Genomic DNA, 24,513 nt, shown 5'->3' with positions numbered 1-24,513 from the left:
GTTGGCATCACGCGATCTGGGATAGTAGGTCGCGCATCTTGTCCGGCGTGATCGGCTTCTCGACGAAGCGGAAACCCTTGTCGGTCACCTTCTTGCGGATGCTGTCCTGCACGTTGGCGGTCAGGATGCTGATGTCCAGGTTCGGGAAACGGGAGTGCAACTCGTTGGAGAGGTTCAATCCGTCCATGCCGGGCATGTTGAAGTCGACGATCGCCACGTCGGGCACCACGTCGTTGACCTTTTCCAGCGCGTCGTCCGCGTTCTTGGCCGTGACGATCACCCAGTCCGGCCGGACGCCCCGCACCATGCCGGACACCATGTTGCGGGCGAGTTGGCTGTCATCGATGATCATTATCGTCGTCATGAAGTCACTTTCACGGCACTCGGCAGGCTCTGCGTCGGTCCTCCCGGACGCCCGTGGAAAGGGTCCGTGACCGTGGATACAGGTATGACGGACAAGTCATTTACAGATGCTTAAATGAAAATTACCCGGCTGTGCGCGTAAAGATGCCGTCCATGGAAATCAGCCGGGCGGTGCGCCGGTTGAAATAGCCGGGAATGAAGAGCGTTGGCTGGAATCCAAGCTCGGTCATCGTCGCGATCATGGCCAAATAATCGGCTTCGCCCTGATAGACCGGAACCAGCGAAAGCTCCAGTTGGATACCCTGGATCCGATCCAGCCGGCCGGAGACACCACGCAGCACCGCTGATTCGGTGCCCTGGGTGTCGATCTTGAGGAAGACGCGGTCCGCGGGCGTGGCGTGGTCGTCGAACACATGGTCCAGCCGGGTCAGCGGGACCTCGATGGCGCTGGTATAGGCGGCGCTGTCGAGGAGATCTCCCATTTCGGGCCGGAACGGCAGGGTCGAACTCATGTCCGATTCAGGCGAGACGTTGAGCGTCACCGTCCCCTCGGTGGCTCCCAGCGCCGCGGCCGGCGCGATTTCCCACAGGGGATCCTGGGCGGATGCGGGGGCGAGGGCTTGGCGCGCCTCGGGCAGCGGCTCGAAGGAGACGATCCGGCCGCCCCAGCCGCCCTGGCGCAGGCGGGTCGCGTACTGGCCGACATTGGCCCCGACATCCAGGACCAGGGTTATCCCGTGATGCTCCAGGATGCGGACAAGGGAGCGCGTCTCCTTGCTGACGCCGGTTCCAGGGGAGGTATCCGCGGTCATCGGCTCAACGCCTTGGTGAAATGGTATTCGACGCTGGCGCTGAGGTCGCGCAGCTCGCGGAGCGTGGCGCCGCGCTGGTAACCCAGCCGTTCATAGAGCCGGTGCGCGGTGTGGAAGCGGGTGTCGCTCCACAGTTCCAGCAAGGGAGCGCCGCGGCTGGTTGCCTCCGCCTCGACCAAGCCGATCAGCGACGTGCCTAGGCCGCTGCCTCGGGCGCTCTGGTCGACGTAGAGCTTCTTCAATTCCCAGTGGCCGCCGGACGGAGGAAGCGGGCGGGCGCCGACCATGCCGACGACGCGGCCGTCGGCCGGGCGCTCCGCCACCCAGAACCGGCCGCCTTGGGCGGCATAGGCGGTGGCGATGGCGCGGAGGTCCGGCTCCTCGCCATCGACGTCGAGCACGCAGCCGGGATACTCGGCGAACACGTCGGCCATCAGACGGATCAGCTGTTCGGCATCGCCGTCGCGGGCATCCCGTATCAGGAACGGCGGCGTCCCATCGGCGAAGCTCATTGGTGCGCGAAGTCCCAGTAGAGGCCGCGGGCGCGCTGGAACAGCGGGCCGGGCTCGAACTGGCGGTCCTCGACGCGGGTGACCGGCACGACCTTGGAATAATTGCCAGTCGAAAAGACCTCATCGGCGTCCATCAGCTCGGCCCAGGTGATCGTCCGCTCGTGGACCGGCACGCCGGCGTCGCGCAGCAACCCGGCGACGCGCTGGCGGGTGATGCCATTCAGGAAGGTGCCGTTGCAGACGGGGGTGTGGGCGACGCCGTCCTTGGCGATGAACAGGTTGGCGGTCGCGAACTCGGCGACATTGCCCAGCGGGTCGAGCAGCACCGCGTTGTCGAAGCCGCGCGTCTGCGCCTCGCGCAGCGCCAGCCCGGCGTTGGGATAGAGGGCGGAGGCCTTGGCGTCGGTCGGCGCGGTGCCGGGCAGCGGCCGGCGCTTGGTCGACAGGCAGGCGGTGAACCCGGCGACGGCCGGCATCGGCGATTCGTGGATGGTCAGGCAGAAGGCGGTGCTCGCCGGGTCGGGCATGACCCAGCCCGCCTCGGCGAAGAACATCGGGCGGATGTACAGGGCGTGGCCGGGCGGGAAGCGTCCGATGCCATCGATCGCCAGTTCCATGATCTCGCCGGCGGACAGCATGGGACCCAGGCCCAGGGCATGGGCGGAGGCGATCACCCGCTCGCAGTGGCGATCCAGGTCGGGCGTCACGCCCTCGAACGCGCGGGCGCCGTCGAACACAACCGACGACAGCCACATGCAGTGGTGCATGGGCCCGATGATTCCCGGATTGCCTTCAAGCCACTGTCCTTTGAAGAAGGTGAGGGCGCTGGCGGCCATGAAACATACTCCACACGATTGGTATTGATCCGGGACCGAATTGCCCCGGCGCGACGCTCAGGCGGTTTCCGGCGAGCATATCCCCTGCCGGGCCGCGAACCAATGGGCGGCTTGACCGATGGGCCGAAGAGGGGGGCGGGCGTCGGGTGAACGCGCGACGGTTGACGGTATTTAAACGCTGGCGGTGTCATCCTCCCTGCCATCGATGTGGCGCATATGGACGCACGTGGCCGCCAAGCACTCTCGAATAGTGTGGAACTGGATGGTGCGGTGTAACATTTGGACATGAAGCTGATGACCGAAACGCCGTATCAGGATGCCGCGAAGACCACTCCAGCCAGTGGTGTGGTGGTGGTTTTGCGTTTCGAGGGGCCAAGCTTCGTCAACCATGAACTATCACTGAGATACCTAAGGGAACTGGAGCAATTCGGCGAAGCCCTTGGCGAACTCGCCTCGTATCTCTGGCTCAAGGACAATCCCGACAGGCGCAAGAGACCGAAAGGCTTGTTGTCGGCGATGGATCTGAAGCTGGGTCGGATCACCCGCAACTGCGTCACCGTTGAACTCACGTCGCCATGCCAAGCCGGGCAGATGCCTCTCCCCTTGATCGGCGATGAGATGCGGAAGGCGGCCATCCGTACCTGCGAGATCTTCAACGCCCTGGATACATCCGTCGAACGATTGCCGGACGCGTCGTTCGACGCGCTGACCAAGTTCGCGCATTTCGGTACGCGGTTCGATCACGGGGATACCGTCACCGTTCAAGTCAAAGGCGACACCAGCGCGCGGTATGACGGTGCCAAACGACTAAGACTGGAACGCGCCCTTAGGGAAATCGAGGTCGAGGATTTCGAGGTCTTGGCGAGTATCCCCGACTTCGAGGGTTCCAAAGGCTATTTCGGCTTCGAGACCGTTGATGGGAGGGTGACCCGCGCTCCCTTGCCGTCGCATGGAGATGCCGCCGCGATCCTGGCGCGGGTTCTCTCCAAGCCTGATGAGTTCTGCGCCCGGATCTTCGGCAAGGCGGAAGTCTCGCGCGTGACGGGTAAGATCATCAAGATCCTCTCGATCGGCAAAGTCGTGGAATGTCCCGCATCCCACCTGTCTGGCGACCCGGAGGAGCCACCGATTTGGGGCACGCTCCCCATCCCCGGAGAGGGAGTGGATGCCAAGATCGACAAGGCGTTGGTCAACCTCATCATGTCCTATGAGGAACAGCTGTATCGAGACGCGATGTGACGAAGAGGGTTCTGGTCAACACCGACTTCTTCCTTTTTCTGGCGCAGGAGGGACCTCTTCGCAAACTGGCGGTGAATGCCCTGCAAGCGTGTCAGCCTTGTCAGTTGATCACTCCGAGGATCGTCGTCCAACAGGCGTTGGATGCCGTCAGAGGCGGGCGATATGCGGAAGCGGTGGCAAGGAACATGGTCGAGATCATGGAAAACCTCGCCCGTCACCGGTTCAATGCGGGTCTCGTCAAGAACGTCAGCTATCTGCTTGTCAGCGATGATGAGCGTTGTTTCAGCGTCGCCTTTTCCGAGTACAAGCGCAGAACGGATTTGAACTGGCCGCTGACACGGCACCTGTTGATCGCGCTCGCCAAAAAAGAGGGAGTGACGGAGGTCTTGAGCGCGCAGGTATGGTTCTCCGAGTACGGACTGAACCCACGCATCGAAATTCCCGCGACATCGCCCTCGGCCCCGGACGCCCAAACCGCGGGGAATAAGGAAATCGTGGATCAGCGAACGCTTTTCGACCTCCAGCCGACCACTCCGGGATAGTCCGCCGGCGCCACCATGAACCGATTCAGCCGGCCGCGTGCTGGCCGCCGCGGGGGTCGAGGGGGGCGACGACGGGGGTGGTGCGGGGAAGGCTTTGGAAGGGGCCTTGGGCTTCGGCCGGCAAGGCTGGGCGCTGGACGGCGCGGTAGAGGCCGAACACGACGGCGGTGGCGGCACCGGCGGCGGTGAAGGTGAACAGGCCGGGGTTGCCCAGCGCGGACATCACGGCGGAGCCGGCCAGCGGGCCGATCGTGGCGCCGACCGAATAGGCCAGGATCAGTCCGCCGCTCGCCTGGACCAGTTCCGACTTGTCGATGTGGTCGTTGGTGTGGGCGACGCAGACCGGGTAGATCGTGAAGGACAGGCCGCCGAACAGCGCCGCGACCAGCATCAGGGGGATCTGGCTCTCCATCCCGGCGGCGGCGATCATGCCGAGGCTGGCGGCGGCCGTCGCGGCGGACAGGCCGATGATCACGGTACGGCGGTCGAACAGGTCCGACAGCTTGCCGAGCGGCCATTGCAGCGCCACGCCGCCCAGGATGATCACGGTCATGAACAGCGCGGTCCCGGCGGTGCCGAAGCCGGCCCCGGTGCCATAGACGGGGGCCAAGCCGTAGATCGCTCCCGTCACCAAACCGCTGACGAAGGTCCCGAAGATACCGAGCGGCGAGGCCTCGTACAGGCGGCGGATGCCGAATGACGCGATGTTGGGCAGCATCGGCGGACCATTGCGGGTCAGCGCCACCGGCACCAGGGCCAGCGAGGTCAGGATCGAGATCGCGATGAAGCGGAGCATCCCGGTCGGATCGTCGAGGTTGAGCAACTGCTGGCCGATCGCCATGGCCCCATAGAGGGTGATCATGTAGAGCGACAGCATCCGGCCGCGCGTGCCGCTGGTCGCCCGTTCGTTCAGCCAGCTCTCGATGCACATGAACAGTCCGGCCATGCAGAAGCCTTCCGCCAGCCGCAACAGCGCCCAGAACGGCAGGTTGAGCCACAGCGCGTGCCCAAGGGTCGCGGCGGAGAAGATCGAGGCGAAGGCGGAGAACGCCCGGATGTGCCCGACCTTGACGATCACCCGGTAGCCAAAGAGCGAGCCCGCCGTCAGCCCGGCATAGTAGGCCGCCATGACGAAACCGATGGCGACCGGCCCGACCTCGGTCGACGACAGCCTCACTCCCACCAGGGTGCTCAGCATGCCGCTGCCCAGCATCAGCAAGGCGACGGCGATCAGCAGGGACGAGATGGAGCGGACGATGGAGGGCATGGCGGGAGGGAGCATGATGGGTAAGCTTGACGGTTTTTATTGAACGGGCGGCCAACGATGGCGGCCGCATCCTGCCGCTTGGGCGCCGCCGAAGCGACCCCCAAAACCGGTGGGGCAGCAATTCACGCTCCGCCGACGCGGCGCGGCACTCCCGGTGGGTCGCTTGACAGGACCTGACCGGGTGATCAATCCTTTGGCGGAACAGGGTTTCCCGACGCTGGCAGCGGATGGGAACGGCAATCAACAAGATGCTGGACAGGAAAGAGGCCGCTTCATGAGAAAGTTCGCCCGGAGTTTGATTGGAGCCGCCTTCCTGGCTGGCGTCGCCGCGGGCGTCACCAGTGTCGCCGTCCCGGCTTGGGCCGACACGCCGAAGGACTCGCTGGTCATGGCGTGGCAGTTCGACGATATCATCAGCCTCGATCCGGCCGAGATCTTCGAGCTGTCCGGGGCCGAGTACGGCGCGCAGGTCTATGACCGCCTGATCACCTACGACGTCAAGGATGTCAGCAAGATCCTGCCGGCGCTGGCGGAAAGCTGGCAGGTGTCGGACGATGGCAAGACCTACACCTTCAAGATCCGGAACGGCGTCAAGTTCCATTCCGGCAACGCGCTGACGGCCGAGGACGCGGCCTATTCCTTCCAGCGCGCGGTCAAGCTGGACAAGTCGCCGGCCTTCATCCTGACCCAGTTCGGCTTCACCAAGTCCAATGTCGATCAGAAGATCAAGGCGACCGACCCGAACACGCTAGTGATCGAGACCGACCAAGCCTACGCCCCGACCTTCGTGCTGTATTGCCTGACCGCCGGCGTCGCCTCGATCGTCGACGCCAAGCTGCTGAAGGAACATGAGAAGGACGGCGATTTCGGCTGGAATTGGTTGAAGACCAATTCGGCCGGTTCCGGTCCGTTCAAGCTGCGCCAGTGGAAGCCCAGCGAGATGCTGACGCTGGACGCCAACCCGGCGTACCGCGAGGGCGCTCCGGCCATGAAGCGGGTGATCATCCGCCACATCCCCGAGCCCGCCACCCAGCGGCTACTGCTGGAGAAGGGCGATGTCGACGTCGCGCGCAACCTGAAGCCCGAGCAGTTTGAGCCGCTGAAATCCTCCAAGGAGATCCGGCTGGTCGAGGCGCTGAAGGGCACGCTCTGGTACATCAGCCTGAACCAGAAGAATCCGATCCTCTCCAAGCCCGAGGTGCGGAAGGCGATGCGCTATCTGGTCAACTACGACGCCATGCGCGGCAGCATCATGAACGGCATCGGCAGCGTCCATCAGGCCTTCCTGCCCAAGGGCATGCTGGGTGCCGTCGAGGACAATCCGTTCAAATACGATCCGGCCAAGGCGCGCGAGCTGCTGACCGCCGCGGGCTATCCCGACGGCTTCACGGTCAGCATGGATGTCCGCAACACCTCGCCGACCATGGACATGGCGCAGACGATCCAGGCGAGCGCCGCCGCCGGTGGCGTCAAGATCGAGCTGCTGCCGATGGACGGCAAGCAGGCCCTGACCAAGTATCGGGCGCGCAACCAGGACATCTATATCGGTCAGTGGGGCCCCGACTACCAGGACCCCAACACCAACGCCGACACCTTCGCGTCCAACCCCAACAACGCCGATGACGCCGCCGCCAAGCCGCTGGCGTGGCGCAACGCCTGGGACATTCCCGAACTGACCAAGGAGACCGCCGCGGCGGTGTTGGAGCGGGATTCGGCCAAGCGCGCGGCCATGTACCAGGATTTGCAGAGGAAGGTGATGGAGGATAGCCCCTTCGTCATCATGTTCCAGCAGACCGAGGTCGCGGCGGAGCGGACCAATGTCGAGGGGATGGTCTGGGGTCCCAGTTTCGACACCAACTATTACCGGCTGGCGACCAAGAAGTAGCGCGTCTTGACCGATATCATCAAAGCGGGCGGCGACACCGCCGCGAGGCGGCCCCGGCGCCCCGCCGGTCTGCCGCGGCGGATCGCGGGATTGCTGGTCTCCGTCGCGATGACGCTGCTGGGGCTGCTGCTGGTGACCTTCCTGATCGGCCGCGTCGTGCCGATCGACCCGGTGCTGGCCGCCGTCGGCGACCGCGCCAACGCCGAGACCTATGAGCGGATGCGCCACGAGCTGGGGCTGGACCTCCCGCTCTGGCAGCAGTTCGGACTCTATGTCGCCGATGTCGCGCGCGGCGACCTCGGCACCTCGGTGCTGACCTCGCGGCCGGTGCTGGAGGATGTCGCCCGGGTCTTTCCCGCCACGCTGGAGCTGGCGACGGCGGCGGTGATCATCGGCGTCATCCTGGGAGTGCCCGCCGGCGTGATGGCCGCCGTCAACCGCGGCCGCTGGCCCGACCATCTGGTCCGCGTGCTGGGGCTGGTGGGCTATTCGGTGCCGGTGTTCTGGCTGGGGCTGGTCGGGCTGCTGCTGTTCTACGCCAAGCTCGACTGGGTGCCGGGACCCGGCAGGCTCGACGTGTTCTACGACGGGCTGGTCGATCCAATGACCGGCATCCTGACGGTGGACGCCCTGCTGGCCGGCGAGACCGAGATCTTCTGGAACGCGCTGTCGCACCTGATCCTGCCGGCGTCGATCCTGGGCTATTTCAGCATCGCCTATATCAGCCGGATGACGCGGAGCTTCATGCTGGACCAGCTGCGCCAGGAATACATCACGACAGCCCGCGTCAAGGGCATGTCCGAGGCGCGGGTGATCTGGCGCCACGCGCTGGGCAACATCGCGGTGCCGCTGATCACCGTCGTGGCTCTGTCCTACGCCACGCTGCTGGAGGGCTCGGTGCTGACCGAGACGGTGTTCGCGTGGCCGGGGCTGGGGCAGTACATCACCAACAGCCTGCTGAGCGCCGACATGAACGCGGTGCTGGGCGGCACGCTGGTGGTGGGCGCGGTGTTCATCGGCCTCAACCTGCTGTCCGACCTGCTGTACCGGGTGCTCGACCCGCGAGCGAGACGATGACCGAACGACACGTTTCCAGCCCCGAAGGTCCGGGCGGCATGCGGGAGTGGCTGCTGACCGACACGCCGGGCTCTAGGACGCAGGCGCGGCTGGGGCGGCTCTATGGCGGCTGGCTGGCCTTCGCGCGCAACCGGCTGGCGATGGTCGGGCTCGGCATCATCGTGCTGCTGATCCTGATGGCGCTGTTGGCCCCGCTGATCGCCACCCACTCGCCCTATGATCAGGATCTCGCCAACCGCCTCCAGCCGCCCAGCGGCGCGCATTGGTTCGGCACCGACCAGTTCGGCCGGGACATCTATTCGCGGATCGTCCACGGCTCGCGGCTGACGCTGTACATCGTGTTGCTGGTCGCCGTGACCGCTCCGGTGGTCGGGCTGCTGATCGGGACGGTGTCCGGTTATTTGGGCGGCTGGACCGACATCGTGCTGATGCGGATCACCGACATCTTCCTGGCCTTCCCCAAGCTGATCCTGGCGCTGGCCTTCGTCGCGGCGCTCGGCCCCGGCATCGGCAACGCGATCATCGCCATCGCGATCACCTCGTGGCCGCCCTATGCCCGCATCGCCCGAGCCGAGACGATGACCATCCGCAACAGCGACTTCATCAGCGCCGTGCGGCTCCAGGGCGCCTCGCCGGTCAGGATCATCCTGGGGCATGTCATCCCGCTCTGCACCTCGTCGCTGATCGTGCGGGTGACGCTGGACATGGCCGGCATCATCCTGACCGCGGCGGGCTTGGGCTTCCTGGGTTTGGGAGCGCAGCCGCCGCTGCCGGAATGGGGCGCCATGATCTCGACCGGGCGGCAATACCTGCTGGAACAGTGGTGGGTCGCGACCTTGCCGGGCTTGGCGATCTTCGTCGTCAGCTTGGGCTTCAACCTGCTGGGCGACGGGCTGCGCGACGTGCTGGACCCGAAGAACGGATGAGCGATCTGAAACCCCTCTTGAATGTCGACAACCTGCGGGTCCGCTTCCCGTCGCGCGATGGTTTCACCGAGGCCGTACGCGGCGTCTCCTTCACCGTCGGGCGGGAGAAGCTGGGCATCGTCGGCGAGTCCGGCTCGGGCAAGTCGATGACCGGCCGCGCCATCCTGCGGCTGGTGCCGCCGCCGGGCGAGGTCACCGCCGATCGGATCGAGTTCGACGGCACCGACCTTCGGACCGCGTCGGAGCGCCGGATGCGCGGCATCCGCGGCCGTGGGATCTCCATGGTGATGCAGGACCCCAAGTTCTCGCTGAACCCGGTCATGACGGTCGGCCACCAGATCGCGGAGGCCTATCAGGTCCACACCAAGGCGAGCCGAAGCGACGCCCGGCGCCGCACGCTGGAGATGCTGGAGGCGGTCCGCATCCGCGATCCGGAGCGGGTTTTCGGCCTGTACCCGCATGAGGTTTCCGGCGGCATGGGACAGAGGATCATGATCGCCATGATGCTGATCCCCGATCCCGCCCTGCTGATCGCGGACGAGCCGACCTCGGCCCTGGACGTCACCGTCCAGATGCAGGTGCTGGCGATCATGGACGAGCTGTGCGGCGGGCGCGGCATGGGCCTGATTTTCATCAGCCACGATCTCAATCTGGTGGCGTCGTTCTGCGACCGCATCCTGATCATGTACGCGGGGCGCGTGGTGGAGACCTGCCGGGCCGACGAGCTGCGGTCAGCCAAGCATCCCTACACGCGCGGCCTGCTGGACAGCCTGCCGAGGCTTGACGAGACGCGGGCCGAACTGCCGGTGCTGACCCGCGATCCCGCCTGGGCCACGGCGGGCGACCCGAAGGGAGGGGCGACGTGATCGAGGTCGAGGATCTGAACGTCATCTTCGGCCATGGTGGCGGCGCCATCCACGCGGTCCGCGATGTCACGTTCCGCGTCGGAGCGGGGGAGAGTTTCGGGCTGGTCGGCGAGTCCGGCTCCGGCAAATCCACCGTGCTGCGCGCGATAAGCGGGCTCAATCCCGATTGGACCGGGATCATCTCGGTCGATGGCGAGGCGCAGCGTCAGAGGCGCGACAAGGCGTTCCACAAGCGCTGCCAGATGGTGTTCCAGGACCCCTACGGCTCGCTGCATCCCCGCCACACGGTCGACCGCATCCTGGAGGAGCCGGTGGCGATCCACGGCATGGGCGACGCCGACAAGCGGATCGACCGCGTGCTGCGCGAGGTTGGGCTCGGCCCGCAATTCCGCTTCCGCTTTCCGCACCAGCTTTCCGGCGGCCAGCGCCAGCGGGTCGCCATCGCGCGCGCCCTGATCCTGGAACCGCGCGTGCTGCTGCTGGACGAGCCGACCTCCGCCCTGGACGTCTCGGTCCAGGCGGAGATCCTCAACCTTCTGAAGCGGCTGCGGAGCGAACTGGCGCTGACCTACATACTGGTCAGCCACAATCTTTCCGTGGTCGCCTTCATGTGCGACCGCTTGGCGGTGATGAACCGTGGACGGGTCGTCGAGGAGATGGACGCCGTGACGCTCCGGCGGGGCGAGGCGTCGCAGGACTACACGCGGCAGCTTCTGCGGGCCAGCCTTGGCTATGACCGCGCCGCGGCCGACAGCTTCCGCGATTTCGCCTGACCGGGACATGGAACGCTCGACGGCCCCCGCGGCAGCTTACCACTAGTGACGTTGGCGATTGCGTTTCGCGGATAAGGTCCGGTAAGGCATAGTCGAGGGGATCCCCAATTCCGCCCAGCCTTGTCGTGCGGCCCTGTCGCTCGGTTTCGTGGCCTGATGGTACCCATATCATGAATGACTTGTTGCGACGCCTTTACGACTCCATCCTAGAGCGCCGAAACCTCGATCCCAAGAAATCGCGCACGGCCAAGCTCCATCAGGCGGGCCGCGACAAGATGGCCCAGAAGGTCGGGGAGGAGGCGGTCGAGATCGTGATCGAGGCGATACAGGACAACCATGACGGTGTCGTCGCCGAGAGCGCCGACCTGATCTATAATCTCACGGTCCTGTGGGCGGACATGGGCATCACGCCCGAGGAGATCTGGGAGGAGTTGCGCCGCCGCGAGGCCGCCTTCGGCATCGCGGAGAAATTGCCCAAGTCGGGCGAGCGGTTGCCCGTTTTGGACGAGGCTTTTCCGGTGCGGAAGGCTGTTTGAAAGTACCTGCGGGGCTGGATGCCCAAGCGCCTCGCCAAATCGCTTCGGCGCGTCAGGCGGCTCGTACCCAGGCTGAGATGGGGTCGACGGAAAGGTTGGAGTTTCCGTAACGATCGTCGTAGGTGACCTCGCGACCTATCCAAGGGGGCAGGGTGATCTCCTGCTCCGCGTGGGCGAGTTCGATCTCGGCGATGATCAAGCCGGCGTTGAGCCCCTCGAACACGTCGATTTCCCAATCCATGCCATCGTGTGGAATGATGTAGCGCGTCTTCTGGATCAGTCGGTTCCACGGCAGGCGCGATAGCATAGCCGCCGCCAAGGGAACTGGAATATTCCGCTCGTATTCGGTGCGGGTGACGCCATGTCGCGGACCCTTGATCGTCAGGAACGCCTCATCGCCGCGTGTCCTGATCCTGATCTTCGATTGGCCGTCAAAAGAAAAATATCCCTGTAATATTCTGTCACCATCCACGCAGAGCCTGTGGACGTCCTGACAGACCAGGAATCTTCTTTCGATTTCGAATGACATAGTCGCCAGCCGAGCGGTTGCGATGCGGTGGAGCTTAGACCGGCCACCGCACCCCGTAAAGGGGAATACCGCCTCCGTCATATGCTGTTTGTTTGGACATTCGTTGGCTCGGTTGTCGCCCTGATGTGTTGAGATGAGGGTGATCCCTCTTCGATGGCTCACATCCGCCAACGCGTTTCCGAGACTGATCCAACCCAAACCATGCCGGCTCGAGAAGAAGACACCAAGCCCGCCGACGGCACCGTGGCTGTATCCCGCTTGCCAGCCTCGCTGGCCCCCTTCCGTTATCCGATGTTCCGGGCGATCTGGTTCGCGACCTTGGCGTCCAACCTGGGCGTCTGGATCCAGTCGGTCGGGGCCGCCTGGCTGATGACCACGATCTCGGACAGCGCCGCCATGGTGGCGCTGGTCCAATCGGCGACCGCCATGCCGGTGCTGATGTTCTCGCTGTTCGGCGGCGCGCTGGCCGATCTGTGGGACAGGCGGCTGGTCTTCCTGATCGGCCAGATCATCGTGTTGTCGGGAGCGACCCTGATCGCGGTGATGGAGGGGGTGGGGGCCGTGACACCGTGGCTGCTGCTGGCGCTGGTCTTCGTGCTGGACAGTGGGTCGGCCTTGCGCCAGCCAGCCTATCAGGCGTCGGTCGGCGATTTGGTGCCGCGCTCGGAACTGCCGACCGCCGTGGCGCTGAACAGCATCGGCTTCAACATCGCCCGCTCGGTCGGGCCGGCGATCGGTGGTTTGGTGGTCGCCTCGCTGGGGGTGCAGGCGTCGTTCATCCTGAACGCGGTCTCCAACGTCTTCATCATCGGCGTGCTGCTGATGTGGCGGCCGAAGCCGCAGGGCGACGAGTTGCCGCGCGAGGGCCTGTTGCCGGCGATGGTCAGCGGGCTGCGCTATGTCGGCGGCTCACCCACCATCATGACCGTGATGCTGCGCTGCTTCGTCTTCACCGGGCTGGCGGGGGCGGTGTGGGCGCTTTTGCCGCTGGTGGCGCGGCAGGACATGGGGGGAGGGCCATTCACCTATGGCGTGCTGCTGGGCAGCCTGGGCATCGGCGCGATCCTGGGAGCGCTGAACATCGGCACGCTGCGCCGGCGGACCAGCGGGCAGCTGCTGGTCGCGATCGGGACCACCGCGTTCGCGGCGGCCACGCTGCTGGTCGGGCTGTTCCCCAGCCTCTACGTGGTGGTGCCGGCGCTGGTGCTGGGCGGGGCCGCGTGGATGACGACGCTGTCCAGCTTCAACGTCATGGTCCAGCTGTCCGCCGCCAACTGGGTCAAGGCGCGGGTGCTCTCGATCTATCAGATGTCGCTGTTTGGCGGGCTGGCGCTGGGAAGCTGGGGCTGGGGTCATGCGGCGGAGACGATCGGCACCGGCAAGGCGCTGATCCTCTCCGGCGTCGGGCTGGCGCTGAGCATGGTGCTGGCGCTGCGCTTCCGGCTGCCGGCCAACATCGCGCCCGACCTGTCGCCGATCGTCGCCATCCCGCGCCCGACCTTGGCGCCGGGTGTGGACGCGGGACCGGGTTCGGTCGCGGTGACCGTGGAATACGAGGTCGATCCCGCCGACGCGCCCGCCTTCTCCGGAGCGATGCGCAGCCTGCGCCGGCTGCGGAAACGCGACGGGGCGGTGCGCTGGACGCTGTACCAGGACGCCGCGAACCCGCGCCGCTGGGTCGAGGCCTTCCTGCTGAAATCCTGGCTGGACGATCTGCGCCACCAGCGCCGCGCCACCATGGCCGACCAGGAGACGCTGCAACTGGTCCGCGCGTTCCACCGCGGAGCCGCCGAGCCGCGCGTCTCGCACCTGCTGGCGCGCGGCACGCCGCGCATGGGCTGGCCGCCGGGGGTGGACGCGGAGCATTGAGGCGAGGCTTCTAAAAATCGATGGCGTTGGGCGGCATGACGGATCAATGCTCGCAGGTCATGGCGTGGAGGGTGATCGACGCGCTCGCCCGAGCTGAGGACAGGATGAATGACCACCGCCGAAGCCCTGATCGCCTTCACCATCGCCGCCGCCCTGGTCACCATCACGCCGGGTCTCGACACCGCCTTGGTGCTGCGGACCGCCGCCGTCGAGGGCGGGCGCCGGGCGTTCCTGGCGGGGGTTGGCGTTTGCGTGGGGTGTCTGGCGTGGGGGTTGATCGCGGCGTTTGGGCTTGGGGCGCTGCTGGCCGCCTCGGAAACCGGCTACGCGATCCTCCGCTGGGCGGGAGCGGGTTATCTGCTGTACCTGGGCGGGCGGATGGTGCTGGGCGCGCGGTCCGGGTTCGATGGCGGGGTGGTTGCGGAAGGCGGGCAGGGGGTGGGGACGTCGGCGCGGGGCTGGTTCGTCCGAGGCTTCGCAACCAACATCCTCAACCCCAAGGTCGGCGTGTTCTACGTGACGTTCCTGCCGCAGTTCGTGCCGTTCGGGGTCGAGGTGGTGTCGTTCACCGTCCTGCTGGCCCTGATCCACGCAATCGAGGGCATCCTGTGGTTCGGGCTGCTGATCACGGCGACGCGGCCTCTGGCGCGGGCGCTCCACCGGCCAGGACTCGTGCGGGCCCTGGACCGCGTCACCGGCGGAGTGCTGATCGCGTTCGGCGTCAAGCTGATCCTGGACGCCCGGCGTCCCTGAGGCGTCTCACGCGACGGTGGCGTCCTGTTTGGTCAGGGCCTTGAGTTGCGCTTGGTTGCCGTTGAAGACATCCTGATCGCACGAGCCGGTGACGCCGGGCACGGTGCCGGTGTCGGAATACTGCCAGAACGTGTAGGTGGTCCAGCCCTCGGGGAGCGTCGGTGTCGCGACCCCGTAATTGGCGACCCATAACGGATAGCCGCCGAAGCCCGCGGGGTTGCCGAGCTGGCTCCAGTAGGAAGCCGTCGTGTAGATCATGGGCACATAGCCGGACCATTGTTCGATCGAATCGAGCCAAGTCTGGATGCCCGCCACATAGGTGTCGATCTCGGCCTGGGTTGTCAGCGGGTCGTCGTTGGTGGAGTTGGATTCCACGTCGATGGCGGGCGGCAACTCGCCCGTGCCGTATCCAGCGGAGCCGAAGGCCGACTTGAAGGCGCTGATCTGGTCCGACACCGACACGTTGGCCGGGTTCCGGTAAAACTGGTAGGCGCCGCGATACATCCCCGCCGCCGCGATGCCGGACCAGTTCTGGGAGAAACTCGTGTCGATGGTGGAGCCATAGGCCGCCCGCGCGATGCCATACCGGCATCCGGATGACGCGACCTCCGACCAGTCGACGGTGCCCTGCCACTTGCTGACGTCGATCCCTTGAATACCGCTCATGCCCGAACCCTCGCCAAACCGCCGCGCCGGAAGGTGTGGCACGGCGGTGGAAATCGCGTTGTTCGGCTATTGTCGTTTATTCGATGGGACTTGGGAACAAAGTTGTGGATATCATAGTTTTATCAACGAGTGATTGGTGTATGAGGGTCTGGCGGCCTCACAGGCCCAGATAGGCTTCCTGCACCTTCGGATTGTCGAGCAATTCCGGCCCGGTGCCGCTCAGCACGATGCGGCCCTGTTCCAGGACATGGGCGGTCGCGGCGAGGTGCAGGGATGCCGCGACGTTCTGTTCGACCAGCACGATGGTCATGCCCTCGTCGCGCAGGCGCTTGATGATGCGGAACAACTCCTGCACCACGGCGGGGGCGAGGCCGAGCGAGGGTTCGTCGAACAGGATGACACGCGGCTCGCCCATCAGGCAGCGGCCAATCGCCAGCATCTGCTGCTCTCCCCCCGAGAGGGTGCCGGCGGCTTGGCGCAGGCGTTCGCCCAGCCGGGGGAACAGAACCAGCATGCGCTCCAGGTTGGCCTTGGCCCGCTCGCGGGCGCGCGGGATGACGGCGCCCATTTCCAGGTTCTCGCGGACGGTCATGGTTGGGAAGACCTGCCGGCCTTCCGCGACTTGGCCGATGCCGAGGTCGCAGACGGTGTGGCTGGGCAAGCCCGCGATCTCGCGCCCCTCGAACCGGATGCTGCCGCGGGCGGGGCGCAGGATGCCCGACACCGTCCGGATCAGCGATGTCTTGCCGGCGCCATTGGCGCCGATGATGGCGGTGACGGCGCCCTCGGGCACGTCCAGCGAGACGTCGTCGAGCGCCTGGGCATCGCCGTACAGCAGGTCGAGCCCTTCGATCGTCAGCATCATGGGCCGGATCCCTCCTCACCACTCTCCAGGGCGCTGCCCAGATAGACCTCGATCACCTTGGGGTCAGCGACCACCTCCGCCGGAGCGCCCTCGCTGATCCTGACGCCGTGGTCCAGCACGACGACGCGGCTGGACAGCGCCATCACCGCGCGCATGACGTGCTCGATCAGCAGGATGGTCATGCCGGTGTCGCGGTTGAGATCGCGCAGCACCTCGACCAGCCGGTCGGTCTCGGTCGGGCGCAGGCCGGCCATCACCTCGTCCAGCAGCAGGATGCGCGGCTCGGTCGCCAGCGCGCGGGCGACCTCCAGGCGCTTCCGCTCCGGCAGGGTCAGTCCTCGGGCGATCTGGTGGCGCTTGGGGCCAAGCTCCAGCAGTTCCAGCACCTGGACCGCGTGACGCCGGGCATCGGCGATGCGCGGACGGCGGTGCAGCGCTCCGACAAGCACGTTGTCCTCGACCGACAGGTCGCCGAACGGCTTGACCAGCTGGAAGGTGCGGCCGACGCCGGCGGCGCAGACCTGATCGGGCCGCAGCCCCGTCAGCCGCCGGCCGGCCAGCCGGACCTCGCCTTCGTTCGGCGGCATCACGCCGGCGATCAGGTTGAAGGTCGTCGTCTTGCCGGCGCCGTTGGGTCCGATCAAGGCGACGATGGCGCCCTCGGGAACCGAGAAGCTGACATTGGAGACCGCGCGTAGGCCTCGGAACTGCTTGGACAGGTTGTCCACCTCAAGCAGGGTCGTCATGGCCGGTCTCCCGCCCGGTGACTTGGCTGGTCACCGGGTTGGTGGACCAGCCTCAGATGGCGGGCGACCCAGGGCCAGACGCCCTCGGGGCGGTAGACCACGATGGCGACCAAGGCCAGACCGTAGAAGATCTGCTTGATGCCCGGCATGTCGAGCCCAGCGCTCTCCACGCCCCAGGTCACCAGCTCGGCCAGCGGCGTCAGGATGAAGGCGCCGAAGATGGGGCCGAACAGGGTGCCGATGCCGCCGATCACCGGCGCCAGGATCAGCTCGATCGAGCGGCCGACGGAGAAGATCTGCTCGGGGAACAGGTTGTTGTAGAAGAAGGCGTAGAACACGCCGCCCAGGCTGGTCATGGCGGCCGAGATCATCACGGCGATCAGCTTGGCGCGGAACACGTCGATGCCGACCGCCTGCGCAGCCTCCTGGTCCTCGCGGATGGCGAGCCAGAAATAGCCGATCCTGCTGTGCAGCAGGCGGCGGCACAGCGCCAGCGCCCCGAAGGTCAGGGCCAGGATGACGTAGTAGAACAGGGCGGGCGAGCCGCGCAGGTCGAACGGGTTGGCGCCGGCGGCATCCCCCACCGGCAGGAAGAAGCCGCCCGACCCACCAAGCCAGCCGATGTGGTCGAAGGCGATCCGGGTGAACTCCGCGAAGGCGATGGTCAGCAGGGCGAAGTGGACGCCCCGGATCGCGAAGCGGAACCCCAGAGTGCCGATGATGGCTCCGGCCAGCGTGGCCGCCAGCATGCCGAGCCACACGCCAGCCCAGGGGCCGACGCCGAAATGCACGAACAGCGCGGCACTGGCGTAGGCTCCCAGCCCGACATAGAGCGAGTGGCCGAGCGAGAGCTGACCGGCGAAACCCATCATCACGTTCCAGGCCTGCCCGACATAGGCGAACCACAGCACCAGGGTGATGACGGAGATCAGATAGCCGTCGGCGAAGAACGGCACGGCGAGCAGGGCGAGCGCGAAGAGGCCGAGGGCGACGCGGCCGCGCGCCGTCAGTTGGTCGAATAGGGTCGTCATGGCGTCGTCACGGCCTCTTGCCAAGCAGGCCCTGGGGCCGGAGGAGGAGGACGAGGATCAGCAGGCCATAGCTGAACATGCTCTTCATCGAGGGCAGGATGAGGAAACCGGCCATCGCCTCCGAGATGCCGATCAGCACCCCGCCGAGCAGGGCGCCACCCATGCTGCCCAAGCCGCCGACAATCACGATGATGAAGCTGAGCAGCGTGTATTCCGGCGCCAGCTGCGGGCGGACGTCGACCAGCAGCGTCATCAGGCAGCCGGCGATCCCGGCGGTGGCGGCTCCGAGGCCGAAGGTCAGGGCGTAGAGCCGTTCCACGTTCAAGCCGACGACGCGGGCACCAAGCTGGTTGTCGGAGCAGGCGCGGATCGCCTTGCCGGTCAGGCTCAGGCGGAAGAACAGGAACAGCAGGGCCGCGACCGCCAGGGCCCCGACGCCGGCGTAGACCTTGGTCGTGTCCAGCAGCAGCGGCCCGATCTCGATCGCGTCGAAGGCGTAGGGCACCTGCGCGCTTTGCGAGTCCGGGCCGAAGGCGATCAGCAAGCCGTTGACGATGACCATGGCGACGCCGACCAGCAGGATGAACTGCATGTGGTCGGGCCGGTCGATGAACCGGTTGATCAGCCCCCGTTGCAGTCCATAGCCGACCGCGAACAGCAGCGCCGCCACCACGGGCGCCGCCAGCAGCGGATCGATCCCCAGCGAGCCCGCCGCAAGCACGGCGGCGTACATCCCGATCACCATCAACTCGCCATGGGCGAAGTTGACGATGCGCACGACGCCGAAGATGACGGACAGGCCAAGGGCGGCCAGACCATAGACCAAGCCGGTCAGCAGGCCGCCGGCGGCGACGTTCAAATAGAAGTCCAAAGGCATCGGTGTTTACTGAACCTTGGGCGGCGGGCGGAGTGGGGTGGCGATCATGCCCGCTTCTGCCAGCCCGGCATCGGGAAGACCGGATCGGCCTCGGCGCTGGCCTTGGGCAGCACGACGGTCGGGCGCAGCTTGAAGTTCTGCACGCAGGCCGACGCGATGGCGTTGTTCTGGCCCTTTTCGTCGAACTGGATCGGACCGCCGAACATGATCTTCTCGGACAGGTTCGTCTGGCGCAGCGCGTCGAGCAGGACGGCGGGATCGCCGGTGCCGGCGCGCTTGAAGGCGTCGGCCGCCACCAGGATCGCCTCGAACGTGAAGCCGATGTTGAAGGCGTAGCCCTCGTATCGGTCGCTGGGGAACTTCTCCTTGAAGGTCTTCCCGACCTGCTGGGCCAACGCGCTCTTGGGGTCGTACCAGGGCAGGTTGGTGATGCAGTAGTCGGAGTACTTGCCGAGAACCTTGTAGAACTGCTCGTCATACATGCCGGGGCTGCCCGGGCTGACGACGGCCATGGGTTCGAAGCGCTGCTTGACCATCTCGCGGACGATCATGATGGCGTCGTTGGCGCGGGTCGTGACGATCACCAGTTCGGCCCCGGTGGCGCGCGCCTTGGCGACCTCGACCGCGAGGTCCTGCGCCTTGGGGTCGTAGCTGATCGCCTCGGGTGCGGCGAAGGGCATGGACAGCGTCGGGAACAGCTTGTCCAGCGCCGCCTTGTTGGCTTGGCCGAAGGTGTCGTTGGCGTGCAGGAACACGGCGGACTTCGGTGTCTTGCCGGTGGCCGCGAACAGGTCCTTCATCAGTGCCAAGCCATTTCCCACCAGAGCGGAGCTGGTCGGGAAATTGCGGAAGATGGTGCGGTAGCCCTGCTCGGTCAGCTGCGGGGCCGACGCGATGTTGACGACCAGCGGAACGCCGCGCTGCTCGCAGACCTGCGCCGCCGCCGTGGTCTGGCCGCTGTCGAAGGCGCCGACGATCACCTGCGCGCCGTCCTGGATCAGCTTCTCGGTGCGGGACCGGGCGACATCGGGGTTGGACTCCGTGTCGGCGCCAAGGATCTCGATCGGAAATCCCAGCTGGGGAAGCAGGGTCTGGGCGATGTCGGCGCCGCGCTGGCAAGCCTGCCCCGGCTGGGCCAGGAAGCCGGAGCGGGGCAGCAGCACGCCGACCTTCAGCACCTTGTCCTGGGCGAAGGCCGGCGCGTTGCCGAACACGGCCGCCGCCGCGCCCACCGCCAGCGTCGCCTTGCCGAAGTCGCGCCGGGTCAGCCCCGATCCCATCGGCCCCAATCCAGTCGGCCCGTTAGTCCCGGCATCCTTCGCCATGGGATATCCTCCAATAATCCGGTCGGTCCGGGCGGGTTGAACCCTCCCGCCTCGTGAACGGGCGCGACATTAGCGCGTCGGATCGGAGTTGTCCCATGGCATCGCATCGCAACAGCGAGGTCACAGCTCCAGGAAGGACTGGAAGCCGCCGTATATCATCCGCTTGCCGTCGAAGGGCATGTTGGTCATGTACTCCTTCAGCCGAGGGTCGGCCATCACCTTGGCGTTGACCGCGTCGCGCTGTTCACGGGATTCGTAGACGATCCAGGAGAAGATCACGACCTCGTCGTCCTTGGCCTGGACCGCGCGCGGGAAGGAGGTCAGCTCGCCATAGGGCGTGTCGTCGCCGACGCACTCGACGAAGGCGAGGGCGCCATGCTCCTTCCAAATGGCGCCGCCCACGCGGGCCATCTCCTTGTAGGCTTCGATGTTGTCCTTGGGCACGGCGAGAACGAAACCGTCGACGTATGACATGGTGGCCTTCCCTTGGTTGCTGTCGATCTAAGGACGTCACGCGGTGAGGCGATCCTACACCGCGCGCCGCCTTTTTTCAGCCCCGAGGGGAGTTGGCCACCCTCACGCGGCGTAGCGCCGGGTCATGGTGGCGCAGAACTCGGCGAACTCCTCCGGCACCTGGGGCGGGCTGGTGTGGTGCGGGGCGACGCCGCGATGCTCGGGGGTGAAGCAGTAGGTCACCGTCACGTCGAACTCCTCCAAGGCCCGCATCTGGTGGTCGAACCAGTCCAGGGCGTTGGGACGGAAGCTGTCGGCCCAGCTCAGGCCGGTGCGCAGATGCCTGACACCCAGCTCGCGCAGCCAGCGGACCGCGTCGTCCAGCCGGGGGTCCTCGAAATGGAACCACTGGCAGATGCCCATGTCGGGTGCGTAGTCGCGGAAGTGGCGGAGCGCCAGCTTGGGCGAGCCGTCCTCGCGCAGCAGCCCCATGTAGAAGTGCCGGTAATAGGACGATCCCTCCGCCTCCCGGTGCCGCGTGGTCGCCTCCCAGGCGCGCGGCAGGTCGTAGAGGCTGTACCAGTGGATGCGGGGCACCCGGCCGATCAGCAGTTCCGCCGTGCGCTGGAGGCCGAATTCCTGGACCTCCTCGGCGCCGAAGGACGAGACGCCGACCTCGCTGACCCAGACCGGCAGGTCGGTCACCGCCTGGATATCCTTGAGCCTGTCGGGCCACTCGTGGATCGGCCACAGGTTCCAGTCCAGCGGAAAGCCATGCAGGGCCACCACGTCCAGGTGGTCGAGCACGCCGCGCGCCTGGAGCTTGGAGATGAATTCGGGATCTATCGGCGATATGCCGCCCAGCACGCGCAGCAGTCCCGGCGCCTCGGCCTTGATCGCCTGTCCCGCCAGGGCCGCCATGCGTCCGAAGGCGTGCCAGTCCGGGTCCAGTTCCGGATCCCAATGGGACTTGTTGTTGGGCTCGTTCCAAATCATCGCCGCTTCGATCATTCTTTTCCCCTCGCTGGATAAACGGCGCCTACCATGGGCGTCTGATAGCCCCTGTCGCGCTCGGCGCGTCGGCAGAGATAGACCTCCTCCTCCGCCCGCTGGTCGATCTCGAAACCGCTGTCGCGCAGCATGGCCTCGACGCAGGCCCGGTTTGGGACCCACCAATTGCTGTCGTCGTCGGAATAGCGATGCTCGATGAAATGCATCTTGGGAAAGCCGGGCTTGTCGAAGATGCCGGTTTCGGTGAAGGGGTAGTTGGGCTCGAGCGGTTCCACGTCCAGGCTGCCGCGCATCATCGACTGGAACAGCAGCATGTCGCGCGCCGCGTGCTCGTGGATCAGGTCCAGCGCCAGCAGGGGATGGCGCAGGTGATAGAACACCCCCATGAATATGACGAGGTCGAAACGTTCGCCGAGGCGCCCCACGTCATAGACCGACATCTGGTGGAACTCGATCTCGGCACCGCTCGTTTCGGCGGCGAAACGGGCTTGGTTCAGGTACATCGGCTCGGTGTCGACCGCGACCACCCGGTCGGCGCCCCGCCGCTTCATCTCGATCGAGTAGAAGCCGCCGTTGCAGCCGATATCCAGCACGGTCATGCCGCTCAGGTCGGCGGGAATCGCGTGGGCGAAGCGCTGCCATTTGACGTTGGGGTAATCGCCCAGGAAGTGTCCAGGCGCGGTCCACACGCCGTTCAAGGGCATGTTGTGGAACCATTGGCCCAGATCATCTATCCGGCGCCTGATCTCGTCCCGCTCGCTCATCATGGCTCCTCGTTGATCCGCAGGATGCGGGGGCCCCAGGGGCCTATTTCGACCGTGCTGATCGAGGCGGGGGCGATTTCCAGCCGGAGCAGCAGGTCGATCGGCATCCCCAGGAAATGGGTCAGGACGGCCCGGATCACGTCGCAATGGCTGACCAGCGCCACCGCGCCTCCAGCCAGACCCTCAATGTGGCGGAGGGCGCGCGCCTGGGCCTCCAGCATGGTCTCGCCGCCTGGCGCCCTCGTTCCGCTTCGGAAATAATTCCAGCGGCGCCAGTCCTCCCGGTCGTCCAAGTCGGCGAAGCGGTGGCCGGTCCACTCGCCAAAGTCGATTTCGGCCAGGGAGTCGGAGGGGACAACCGGCAGGCCAAGGTGGCCGGCGATGATCTCCGCCGTTTGACGGGTGCGGTCCAGCGGGCTGGAGTGGATCGCCGTGATCCCGCATCCCGCCAGCTTCGATGCCGTCCGCTGGGCCTGCTCGATGCCGCGATCCGACAGGTCGACGCCCGGCGTGCGGCCGGCCAGTCGGTCCGCCGGCAGCCGGTGTTCGCCATGGCGGACGAGATGAAGGGTCAGCGGGCCTTCACGCACGATGAATTCAAGCACGGCGGGCTGGCGCGGGAGCGGGTCAGGCTTCGCCATCGATGAAGCGAAGCGTCCGCGCGCGGGCCTCGGCGTCGGTGAACTGCTGGGGCGGCGTCTTCATGAAATAGCTGCTGGGGCCGATCAGGGCGCCGCCGATGCCGCGGTCGAGCGCCAGCTTGGCGCAGCGCACGGCGTCGATCACAACGCCGGCCGAATTGGGCGAATCCCAGACCTCCAGCTTCAGCTCACAGTTGAGCGGGACATTGCCGAAGGTGGTGCCTTCCATCCGGATGTAGCACCATTTGCGGTCGTTCAGCCACGGCACGTAGTCACTGGGGCCGACATGGGCGTTCTCGTTGGACAGCGGCGTGTCGAGCTGGCTGGTGACGGCGTTGGTCTTGGAGATCTTCTTCGACTCCAGCCGGTCGCGGTCCAGCATGTTCTCGAAGTCGGCGTTGCCCCCGAAGTTCAACTGATATGTGCGGTCCAGGCGGACGCCGCGCTCGCGGAACAGGTTAGTCAGCACGCGATGCACGATGGTGGCGCCGACCTGCGATTTGATGTCGTCGCCAATGATCGGCAGGCGGCGTTCCTCGAACCGGCGGCGCCAGGTGTCACGCGACGCGATGAACGAGGGGATGCAATTGACCAGGGCGCAACCGGCGGCCAAGGCTTGCTCGGCGTAGAACTCGGTCGCCTGTTCGGAGCCGACCGGCAGGTAGGAGACCAGGATCTCGGCGCCGCTGCGGCGGAGCGTTTCGGCCACGTCCGTGACGGGCCGTTCGGATTCCGTGACGGATCGCTCCAGGTACTTGCCGAGCCCGTCCAAGGTCGGGCCGCGCTCCACCGTGACGCCGCTCCTGGGCACCTCCGCGAACCGGATGGTGTTGTTGGGCGGCGCCAGGATCGCCTCGGCGAGGTCGCGGCCAACTTTTCCATCGGCCACGTCGAAGGCGGCGACGATCTCGATGTCCCGGATATGATAACCGCCCAGGGTGACATGCATCAGGCCGGGGACCTGATCCTCGTCCGACGCGTCCTTGTAGAATTCAAGGCCCTGCACAAGCGATGAGGCACAGTTGCCGACGCCGACTATCGCGAGGCGAACCTTTTTTCCGTTCACGAGCATGCTCCGATGTGATGATCCGCACCAGACGGAAGGGAGCGACCGTCTGAACCGTCGCTGGAACCGAACGCCTACATCCTTCGGCCACGTCACGGCGTGGAGCGAAACACCCCATCATCGATCTTGTTCCGGCCTTGAGCCGGATGGACTGGGAGTCTCCAGGCATGACCGGGCGATCATACCCGGTTTATGCCACAATTACTTCGATGCCATAAGGTTGTATGAATAAAAGGCGACTTAACTTGTATTCAAGGAGGAGGCACAGTGCACCCTGGATCAA

27 protein-coding genes are annotated in these 24,513 nt (G+C 66.0%); 10 read left to right on the top strand and 17 right to left on the bottom strand.

Features of this window, described 5'->3' with window-relative positions; all coding sequences use genetic code 11:
* Positions 1-7: 7 nt before the first annotated feature.
* The 4 genes from N825_RS15290 to N825_RS15275 all read right to left on the bottom strand — a co-directional run bounded on the left by N825_RS15290 (position 8) and on the right by N825_RS15275 (position 2,523).
* Positions 8-364: a response regulator gene (locus N825_RS15290; RefSeq protein ID WP_037453405.1), complete on the bottom strand. Its 357-nt coding sequence runs from the start codon at positions 362-364 to the stop codon at positions 8-10.
* 121 nt (positions 365-485) lie between these two features.
* Positions 486-1,175 carry an FkbM family methyltransferase gene (locus tag N825_RS15285; RefSeq protein WP_051512405.1) on the bottom strand — a complete coding sequence of 230 codons (690 nt, stop codon included), beginning with the start codon at positions 1,173-1,175 and terminating at the stop codon, positions 486-488.
* A complete protein-coding gene (locus tag N825_RS15280) occupies positions 1,172-1,687 on the bottom strand; it encodes a GNAT family N-acetyltransferase (protein ID WP_037453402.1) in 516 nt (171 codons plus the stop codon). The genes N825_RS15285 and N825_RS15280 overlap by 4 nt, the downstream gene beginning before the upstream one ends.
* Positions 1,684-2,523, bottom strand: coding sequence for a branched-chain amino acid aminotransferase (locus tag N825_RS15275; protein WP_037453400.1), 840 nt, complete (start codon positions 2,521-2,523; stop codon positions 1,684-1,686). Before N825_RS15275 ends, N825_RS15280 begins: the two co-directional genes overlap by 4 nt.
* A 285-nt stretch (positions 2,524-2,808) precedes the next feature.
* On the opposite strand from N825_RS15275, the gene N825_RS15270 reads away from it, so the two are divergent.
* Entirely contained in the window at positions 2,809-3,762 is a 954-nt protein-coding gene (locus N825_RS15270) for a hypothetical protein (RefSeq protein ID WP_037453399.1), read from the top strand.
* Complete coding sequence (locus N825_RS15265; protein ID WP_037453397.1) at positions 3,759-4,304, top strand: hypothetical protein; 546 nt, start codon at positions 3,759-3,761, stop codon at positions 4,302-4,304. The genes N825_RS15270 and N825_RS15265 overlap by 4 nt, the downstream gene beginning before the upstream one ends.
* A 25-nt stretch (positions 4,305-4,329) precedes the next feature.
* Here N825_RS15265 and N825_RS15260 read toward each other — a convergent pair whose 3' ends face one another.
* Positions 4,330-5,586, bottom strand: a complete 1,257-nt coding sequence (locus N825_RS15260; RefSeq protein ID WP_245613128.1) for an MFS transporter — start codon at positions 5,584-5,586, stop codon at positions 4,330-4,332.
* A 259-nt stretch (positions 5,587-5,845) separates the two neighbouring features.
* Between N825_RS15260 and N825_RS15255 the strand changes: the two genes are divergently transcribed.
* From N825_RS15255 to hisE, 6 genes are all read left to right on the top strand, one after another.
* Complete coding sequence (locus N825_RS15255; RefSeq protein WP_037453393.1) at positions 5,846-7,456, top strand: ABC transporter substrate-binding protein; 1,611 nt, start codon at positions 5,846-5,848, stop codon at positions 7,454-7,456.
* A 108-nt stretch (positions 7,457-7,564) separates the two neighbouring features.
* Positions 7,565-8,533 carry an ABC transporter permease gene (locus N825_RS15250; protein WP_157619269.1) on the top strand — a complete coding sequence of 323 codons (969 nt, stop codon included), beginning with the start codon at positions 7,565-7,567 and terminating at the stop codon, positions 8,531-8,533.
* Positions 8,530-9,459 carry a nickel transporter permease gene (gene nikC / locus N825_RS15245; protein ID WP_037453389.1) on the top strand — a complete coding sequence of 310 codons (930 nt, stop codon included), beginning with the start codon at positions 8,530-8,532 and terminating at the stop codon, positions 9,457-9,459. Before N825_RS15250 ends, nikC begins: the two co-directional genes overlap by 4 nt.
* A complete protein-coding gene (locus tag N825_RS15240) occupies positions 9,456-10,325 on the top strand; it encodes an ABC transporter ATP-binding protein (protein ID WP_037453386.1) in 870 nt (289 codons plus the stop codon). The genes nikC and N825_RS15240 overlap by 4 nt, the downstream gene beginning before the upstream one ends.
* On the top strand, positions 10,322-11,098 hold the full coding sequence (locus N825_RS15235) for an ABC transporter ATP-binding protein (RefSeq protein ID WP_037453383.1): 777 nt from the start codon (positions 10,322-10,324) through the stop codon (positions 11,096-11,098). Before N825_RS15240 ends, N825_RS15235 begins: the two co-directional genes overlap by 4 nt.
* A 170-nt stretch (positions 11,099-11,268) precedes the next feature.
* A complete protein-coding gene (gene hisE, locus N825_RS15230) occupies positions 11,269-11,634 on the top strand; it encodes a phosphoribosyl-ATP diphosphatase (protein ID WP_051512404.1) in 366 nt (121 codons plus the stop codon).
* A 52-nt stretch (positions 11,635-11,686) separates the two neighbouring features.
* On the opposite strand, the gene N825_RS15225 is transcribed toward hisE, so the two are convergent.
* Entirely contained in the window at positions 11,687-12,163 is a 477-nt protein-coding gene (locus N825_RS15225) for a CYTH domain-containing protein (protein ID WP_037453690.1), read from the bottom strand.
* A 201-nt stretch (positions 12,164-12,364) separates the two neighbouring features.
* Here N825_RS15225 and N825_RS15220 point away from each other — a divergent pair, with 201 nt between their 5' ends.
* Together N825_RS15220 and N825_RS15215 are read left to right on the top strand one after the other, a co-directional pair.
* On the top strand, positions 12,365-14,032 hold the full coding sequence (locus N825_RS15220; protein ID WP_063833817.1) for an MFS transporter: 1,668 nt from the start codon (positions 12,365-12,367) through the stop codon (positions 14,030-14,032).
* Positions 14,033-14,140: 108 nt separating this feature from the next.
* Entirely contained in the window at positions 14,141-14,785 is a 645-nt protein-coding gene (locus tag N825_RS15215) for a LysE family translocator (RefSeq protein ID WP_037453380.1), read from the top strand.
* Positions 14,786-14,791: 6 nt separating this feature from the next.
* Here the strand turns inward: N825_RS15215 and N825_RS15210 are convergent, their stop codons facing one another.
* The 11 genes from N825_RS15210 to N825_RS15160 all read right to left on the bottom strand — a co-directional run bounded on the left by N825_RS15210 (position 14,792) and on the right by N825_RS15160 (position 24,230).
* Positions 14,792-15,451 (bottom strand): glycoside hydrolase family 25 protein, encoded by a 660-nt coding sequence (locus N825_RS15210; RefSeq protein ID WP_051512402.1) that lies wholly within the window; start codon positions 15,449-15,451, stop codon positions 14,792-14,794.
* Between the two features lie 157 nt (positions 15,452-15,608).
* Entirely contained in the window at positions 15,609-16,313 is a 705-nt protein-coding gene (locus N825_RS15205; RefSeq protein ID WP_037453681.1) for an ABC transporter ATP-binding protein, read from the bottom strand.
* Positions 16,313-17,062, bottom strand: a complete 750-nt coding sequence (locus tag N825_RS15200) for an ABC transporter ATP-binding protein (RefSeq protein WP_037453378.1) — start codon at positions 17,060-17,062, stop codon at positions 16,313-16,315. Before N825_RS15200 ends, N825_RS15205 begins: the two co-directional genes overlap by 1 nt.
* Positions 17,059-18,093, bottom strand: a complete 1,035-nt coding sequence (locus tag N825_RS15195) for a branched-chain amino acid ABC transporter permease (protein WP_037453376.1) — start codon at positions 18,091-18,093, stop codon at positions 17,059-17,061. The genes N825_RS15200 and N825_RS15195 overlap by 4 nt, the downstream gene beginning before the upstream one ends.
* Before the next feature lie 7 nt (positions 18,094-18,100).
* Positions 18,101-18,970 carry a branched-chain amino acid ABC transporter permease gene (locus N825_RS15190; RefSeq protein ID WP_037453373.1) on the bottom strand — a complete coding sequence of 290 codons (870 nt, stop codon included), beginning with the start codon at positions 18,968-18,970 and terminating at the stop codon, positions 18,101-18,103.
* Positions 18,971-19,014: 44 nt separating this feature from the next.
* Complete coding sequence (locus N825_RS15185; protein WP_245613127.1) at positions 19,015-20,295, bottom strand: ABC transporter substrate-binding protein; 1,281 nt, start codon at positions 20,293-20,295, stop codon at positions 19,015-19,017.
* A 120-nt stretch (positions 20,296-20,415) separates the two neighbouring features.
* Positions 20,416-20,769, bottom strand: coding sequence for a DUF1428 domain-containing protein (locus tag N825_RS15180; RefSeq protein ID WP_037453367.1), 354 nt, complete (start codon positions 20,767-20,769; stop codon positions 20,416-20,418).
* Between the two features lie 102 nt (positions 20,770-20,871).
* Positions 20,872-21,759 (bottom strand): glycoside hydrolase 5 family protein, encoded by an 888-nt coding sequence (locus N825_RS15175; RefSeq protein WP_037453365.1) that lies wholly within the window; start codon positions 21,757-21,759, stop codon positions 20,872-20,874.
* Complete coding sequence (locus N825_RS15170; RefSeq protein ID WP_245613126.1) at positions 21,756-22,523, bottom strand: TIGR04290 family methyltransferase; 768 nt, start codon at positions 22,521-22,523, stop codon at positions 21,756-21,758. Before N825_RS15170 ends, N825_RS15175 begins: the two co-directional genes overlap by 4 nt.
* Positions 22,523-23,164, bottom strand: coding sequence for a histidine phosphatase family protein (locus N825_RS15165; RefSeq protein ID WP_084164757.1), 642 nt, complete (start codon positions 23,162-23,164; stop codon positions 22,523-22,525). Before N825_RS15165 ends, N825_RS15170 begins: the two co-directional genes overlap by 1 nt.
* Positions 23,151-24,230 carry an inositol-3-phosphate synthase gene (locus N825_RS15160; RefSeq protein ID WP_157619255.1) on the bottom strand — a complete coding sequence of 360 codons (1,080 nt, stop codon included), beginning with the start codon at positions 24,228-24,230 and terminating at the stop codon, positions 23,151-23,153. Before N825_RS15160 ends, N825_RS15165 begins: the two co-directional genes overlap by 14 nt.
* Between the last annotated feature and the right edge of the window lie 283 nt (positions 24,231-24,513).

Source organism: Skermanella stibiiresistens SB22 (genome assembly GCF_000576635.1).
Classification (GTDB): domain Bacteria; phylum Pseudomonadota; class Alphaproteobacteria; order Azospirillales; family Azospirillaceae; genus Skermanella; species Skermanella stibiiresistens.
Note: the sequence above shows the minus strand (reverse complement) of the source record. Positions and strands in the feature narration are given on the sequence as shown.